At 32.7% G+C, this 5,088-nt stretch carries 5 protein-coding genes; 4 read left to right on the top strand and 1 reads right to left on the bottom strand.

Annotation, left to right across the window (positions count from 1 at the left end):
* On the top strand, positions 1 to 473 hold a 473-nt coding region (locus tag ACMUOV_RS00285), incomplete at its 5' end, for a metal-dependent transcriptional regulator (RefSeq protein ID WP_413852653.1).
* A gap of 11 nt (positions 474 to 484) precedes the next feature.
* Here ACMUOV_RS00285 and ACMUOV_RS00280 read toward each other — a convergent pair.
* Positions 485 to 1,171 carry a DNA alkylation repair protein gene (locus tag ACMUOV_RS00280; protein ID WP_413852651.1) on the bottom strand — a complete coding sequence of 229 codons (687 nt, stop codon included), beginning with the start codon at positions 1,169 to 1,171 and terminating at the stop codon, positions 485 to 487.
* An 85-nt stretch (positions 1,172 to 1,256) separates the two neighbouring features.
* On the opposite strand from ACMUOV_RS00280, the gene ACMUOV_RS00275 reads away from it, so the two are divergent.
* The 3 genes from ACMUOV_RS00275 to rseP are packed head-to-tail and all read left to right on the top strand — an operon-like array spanning position 1,257 to position 4,788.
* Complete coding sequence (locus ACMUOV_RS00275; RefSeq protein WP_413852649.1) at positions 1,257 to 2,471, top strand: MFS transporter; 1,215 nt, start codon at positions 1,257 to 1,259, stop codon at positions 2,469 to 2,471.
* Positions 2,472 to 2,524: 53 nt separating this feature from the next.
* A complete protein-coding gene (locus ACMUOV_RS00270) occupies positions 2,525 to 3,694 on the top strand; it encodes a 1-deoxy-D-xylulose-5-phosphate reductoisomerase (RefSeq protein WP_413852647.1) in 1,170 nt (389 codons plus the stop codon).
* Complete coding sequence (gene rseP / locus ACMUOV_RS00265) at positions 3,694 to 4,788, top strand: RIP metalloprotease RseP (protein ID WP_413852645.1); 1,095 nt, start codon at positions 3,694 to 3,696, stop codon at positions 4,786 to 4,788. Before ACMUOV_RS00270 ends, rseP begins: the two co-directional genes overlap by 1 nt.
* Positions 4,789 to 5,088: the final 300 nt, after the last annotated feature.

Below are 5,088 nucleotides of genomic sequence, written 5' to 3'. Positions count from 1 at the left end.
TAACCGATGAAGGTGAAGATTTAGGTAAACAACTTACAAGAAGGCACCGCCTTACAGAAAGATTACTTGCCGATGTTTTGGATTTTAACAGACAGGATATAGAAAAAATTGCTTGTGATTTGGAACATAATCTCTCTACCGATTTGGCGGACTCTATTTGTACATTACTCGGACACCCGAAACAATGTCCGCACGGAAACCCGATACCCGAAGGAAACTGTTGCAAAAATTCAAGCAGCAAAATAGAATCCATTGTTGTTCCGTTATCAAAAATAGATATTGCAGATGAAGTAACACTTTCTTATATTGTTACAACAAACCACGATTATATGCATAAGTTATTGTCACTCGGTATGGTGCCCGGAACAAAATTAAAATTACATCAAAAATTTCCTACATACATTGTAAAAGTTAACGAAACACAAATCGCATTGGACGGTGCGGTTGCAAACCTTATTTATGTAAGAAAATAGCAACTAAAAAATTACCGCTTCATTTTTTTAATGATTTCTTTTGTTTTTGGAGAAACTCTCAGCGATTCCGTAATTTTTTGAAGAGTTTTGTTATAAGTCCAAATATCAAGATTGCTTTTTTTAAGATATATCATTGTTATTTGCGGAAATTTAACAAAAGCTGCCGATATTGCCCAAGCAACAGCCATTTTAACATAATAGCCGTTATGTTTAACGGTATCAAAAATATTTAGCACATCTTTTATATATTTTTCATCTATAAAATAGTCTAACATCATAACTATTGCAAACCGCAATTCAAACTCTTTTTTTGATTTTAAATATTTCCGTATAAACTTCCAAACCGTTTCTTTGTTTTTGTTTACTGTTTTTAAACCGGAACAAAAAATATCGCATACCGCCCAATTGTCTATTTTTAAAATAAAGTTTTTTATTATCGGTAAAAGCTCCGTTATATCGGCGTTTTTTATAAAACCTATAAGCATACCTTGCAACATTATTTCTTCGTAATAAACAGTTTCATTAAAAGAAATATATTCTTTAAAATTTTCTTGTTTTGAAAGTTTTTTGGCATAAGCTCTTAATACGGGAATTCGCACACCTATAATATTATTTGTTCCCGGACATAATGAACGGTGGAATTGTTGGTACTTTTTATCCTGTAAATTCAATAAATCTTGTCTTATTTTTTCATACATACCTAACATTATAACAAAAATTGATAATATTAATTTATTATTCTATAATTTTATGTATAAATTTATGATGAAAAGGCGGTAATAAATGAATAATACAAAAAGATATTTGTATTTGATTGTCGGAACAATAGCACTTTTATTTGCCGGGACTGTTTATGCCTGGTCTATTTTAAAAGTTCCGTTGGCACAAAATTTCGGTTGGACTGTTCCTCAACTTACGGTAAACTTTACACTTACAATGAGCTTTTTCTGCTTAGGCGGAATTTTGGGCAGTTTATTGAACAGGAAAATCGGCTTAAGAACTACATTAATAATTTCCGCTTTTCTTTCAGGTTTAGGATTTATTTTAACATCTTTTCTTTCCGGTAGCAGTATATCAATGTTATATTTGTGTTACGGCATAATTTGCGGGCTTGGTATCGGTATTGCATATAACAATATAATTTCAACGGTAAACCAATGGTTTTTAGATAAAAAAGGTTTTTCGTCGGGTGTTCTTCTTATGGGTTACGGGGCATCTTCTTTGGTTATCGGAACAATAGCTGCCAAAACAATGGCAGCGGCAAATTTCGGTTGGAGAAACACATATTTGTCAATAGGTATTGCATTGTTTATAGTTTTGTTTGCCTGTGCAATAATACTAAAAACTTTTATTTCGGACGATAACGGCAAAAATTCAAATAACGGTTTAGTGCAAACAAAAGATTATACATTGAAAGAAATGCTTAAAAGTGTAAATTTTTGGAAGGCATTGGCGGTTATAACTTTTTTGGCTGCTTGCGGAAATACGGTAATTTCCATTGCAAAAGATATATCTCTTGCAAGCGGACTTGCCGAAACATTAGCCGTGGCAATGGTTGGAGTTTTATCCGTTTGTAACGGACTTGGAAGAATTATTTGCGGTTTAATATTTGATAAATTCGGTTGTAAAAAAACGATGATATATGCCGATGTTTTAACGATTGTTGCAGGAGTTGTTATATTAACGGCTGTAATAAATTCTTCCGTATCGTTATGTGTTGCGGGGCTATGTATTGTAGGGTTGTCTTTCGGTTGTTGCCCCACGATATCGGCAGCATTTATTGCAGATTTTTTCGGTAAAAAAAATTACAATTTAAATTATTCCGTATTTAATTTGAATTTGTTATTGGCATCACTTATAGCATCGGTAGAAAGTTATCTTTTGGCGCTTTCCGGCGGATATGTGTTGCCTTTTATTGTTCTTATATCTTTGGCAACAGTTGCGCTTATTATAACAATGAGTATAAAAAAACATAACAATAATTTGAAAATTGCATAGCAATTTTTTAAATGGTATAATCAACAAATCTAAAATAAAAAAGGTTAATTTTAATGAAAAATATTGCAATATTAGGTTCATCAGGTTCCATAGGAATACAGGCACTTGATATAGTAGCTAAAACAAAAGATAAATTTAAAGTTTGCGGACTTTCCGTTAATTCAAACATCACTTTGCTTAAAAAACAAATAAAACAATTTAAACCTTCAATTGTTTCAGTTGCTACAAAAGAAGATGCCGAAAAATTGTTGATATGGTGCAGAAATAATAAATTAAAAATAAAGGTCGTTTACGGTATTGAAGGTTTAAAACATGTTGCTTCAATAAAAGAAGTGGATACAGTTTTATTTGCGGTTGTAGGGTTTGCCTGTTTGGAACCTTTACTTGCTGCAATTGACAGCGGGAAAAATGTTGCACTTGCAAATAAAGAAGCACTTGTAGCGGCAGGCAGCATTATAATGAAAAAAGCGGAACAGAAAAAAGTTAAAATTCTTCCCGTTGACAGTGAACATTCCGCCATTTTTCAATGTATCGGACAGGAAAAAAAGAAGTTTATAAAAAGAATAATTTTAACCGCTTCCGGCGGACCTTTTTATAAATATAAAGGTAATTTAAACAATATTACGGTTGAGCAGGCACTTGCACACCCTACATGGAAAATGGGCAGAAAAATTACAATAGATTCCGCCACTTTAATGAATAAAGGGCTTGAAGCAATAGAAGCTTCGGTCCTTTTTGGTATACCTGTAGATAAAATTGATATAGTTATTCATCCGCAGTCGATAATTCATTCAATGGTTGAATTTAGTGACGGTTGTGTTATGGCACAAATGTCAAACCCGGATATGCGGTTACCTATTCAATATGCACTTTCTTATCCGGAAAGAACAGATTGTTACATAAAACCGCTTAATTTAACCGAAGTTGCAAAATTGGAATTTTATAAGCCGGATTTTAATAAATTCGAATGTTTAAAAATTGCATATAGTTGTGCAAAAAAAGGTTGGACAATGCCGGCTGTTATGAATGCCGCAAACGAAACGGCAGTTAAATATTTTTTAGGCGGTAAAATAACATTTTGCGATATACCTAAAATAGTTAAGCAGGTTACTGATAAACATAAAATAATTAAAACAAAAAATATAAATAAATATATTGAAGCGGATAACAAAGCAAGGCAGGATGCCTTAAAAATTATAAAACAAAAAATCGGAGAAATATAATGGCTTTTTTTTCGGGAACATTTTCGGTGTTGATACAAATTATTGCAGTTGTATTCGGATTAGGTCTTTTAGTGTTTTTGCATGAACTCGGACATTTTTTAACTGCAAAATATTACGGTGTGCGAATTTTAAAATTTGCTTTGGGGTTCGGTCCTGAAATTTACGGTTGGACCAAAGGGGAAACAAGATATTCCGTTTGTCTTTTTCCTTTAGGTGGGCTTGTTGAAATGGCAGGTGAATATTCCGAAGCAAACAAAGACAATAAAGAACAACCCGTTCCGAAAGAGGGCGACTTTTTGTATTTAAAATGGTATAAAAAGGCAATAATAGCGTTTATGGGTCCTTTTACCAATTATGTTTTAGCCGTTATATTGTTTTGGTTTGTCTTTTCAATTTGGGGTGTGCAAACAGTTTCAACCGAAGCCGTTATAGGTAATATGCTTGATACTTCTTGTGCAAAACAAGCCGGTTTAATGCTTAATGATAAAATTGTTTCAATAAACGGTGTTAATATAAATAATTGGAACGAACTTACTTCAACTTTAAAAGATAAGGCAAAACAGCAAACCGAAATTACAATTTTAAGAAACGGTAACGAAATGAAATTTTCTTTGGTTATGGATGAAAATCCTACTACAGGCGGCGGAATGTTGGGTATTCAACCTAAAATAACAACGGAAAAAACTTCCGTATTTAAAGCATTATATTTAGGTTTTGATACAGCCGTTTATCAATCAACATTTACATTGGCTTATTTATGGGATAAACTTGTCACATGGGAAAAACCCGAAATTGCAGGCCCTATAGGTGTAATTCAGGTTATGGCAAAATCGGCAAATTCGGGTTTCGGCAATTATTTTAGATTGCTTGCCGTAATTTCGGTGGCACTCGGTTTATTTAATTTACTTCCTATTCCTCTTGTTGACGGCGGGATGATTGTGCTTTACTTTGTTGAAGGAATTATCAGAAAAACCATAAGTATGAAAGTAATTCAGGTTTATAACACTATCGGGCTTTCTTTGATACTTCTTATTTTTATTTTTGCTACCTACAGTGACTTAATAAGACTCGGTATCGGCAAGCTGTTTAAATAAAAATAACTTTACGATTTTTGAAGATTGGAAGTAAAGAAAAATAAATCTTTAGTTTGTCCGAGTTTTTTCTTTTTTTTGCCTTTCCGAATCTGCTTTAGCATATGAGGAATCTGCCGTTGTTGTTTGTCGTTAAACTTTTCAGGTTCTCTGCTAAAAAATTGCAAAGCGATTTTTTTAATCTTTCACAAAAATTTCACAATTGGATGTTGCAAGTGTTAGGGTTAAATACATTTTGCCGTTTTTGAAAGGTAAAAAAATTCCATAGGTGAAAACAATCTGTTATTAATGTTAAGATGTCTG

Origin of the sequence: Candidatus Ruminimicrobium bovinum, from assembly GCF_902760015.1 — a bacterium.
GTDB lineage: Bacteria > Elusimicrobiota > Endomicrobiia > Endomicrobiales > Endomicrobiaceae > Ruminimicrobium > Ruminimicrobium bovinum.
This window is presented reverse-complemented; position numbering and strand designations above follow the sequence as displayed.

Bases quoted from the DNA above. Each gene is read 5' to 3' on its own strand.
- ACMUOV_RS00270 (WP_413852647.1), top strand. From the start codon at position 2,525: ATGAAAAATATTGCAATATTAGGTTCATCAGGTTCCATAGGAATACAG.
- rseP (WP_413852645.1), top strand. From the start codon at position 3,694: ATGGCTTTTTTTTCGGGAACATTTTCGGTGTTGATACAAATTATTGCA.
- ACMUOV_RS00275 (WP_413852649.1), top strand. From the start codon at position 1,257: ATGAATAATACAAAAAGATATTTGTATTTGATTGTCGGAACAATAGCA.
- ACMUOV_RS00280 (WP_413852651.1), bottom strand. From the start codon at position 1,171: ATGTATGAAAAAATAAGACAAGATTTATTGAATTTACAGGATAAAAAG.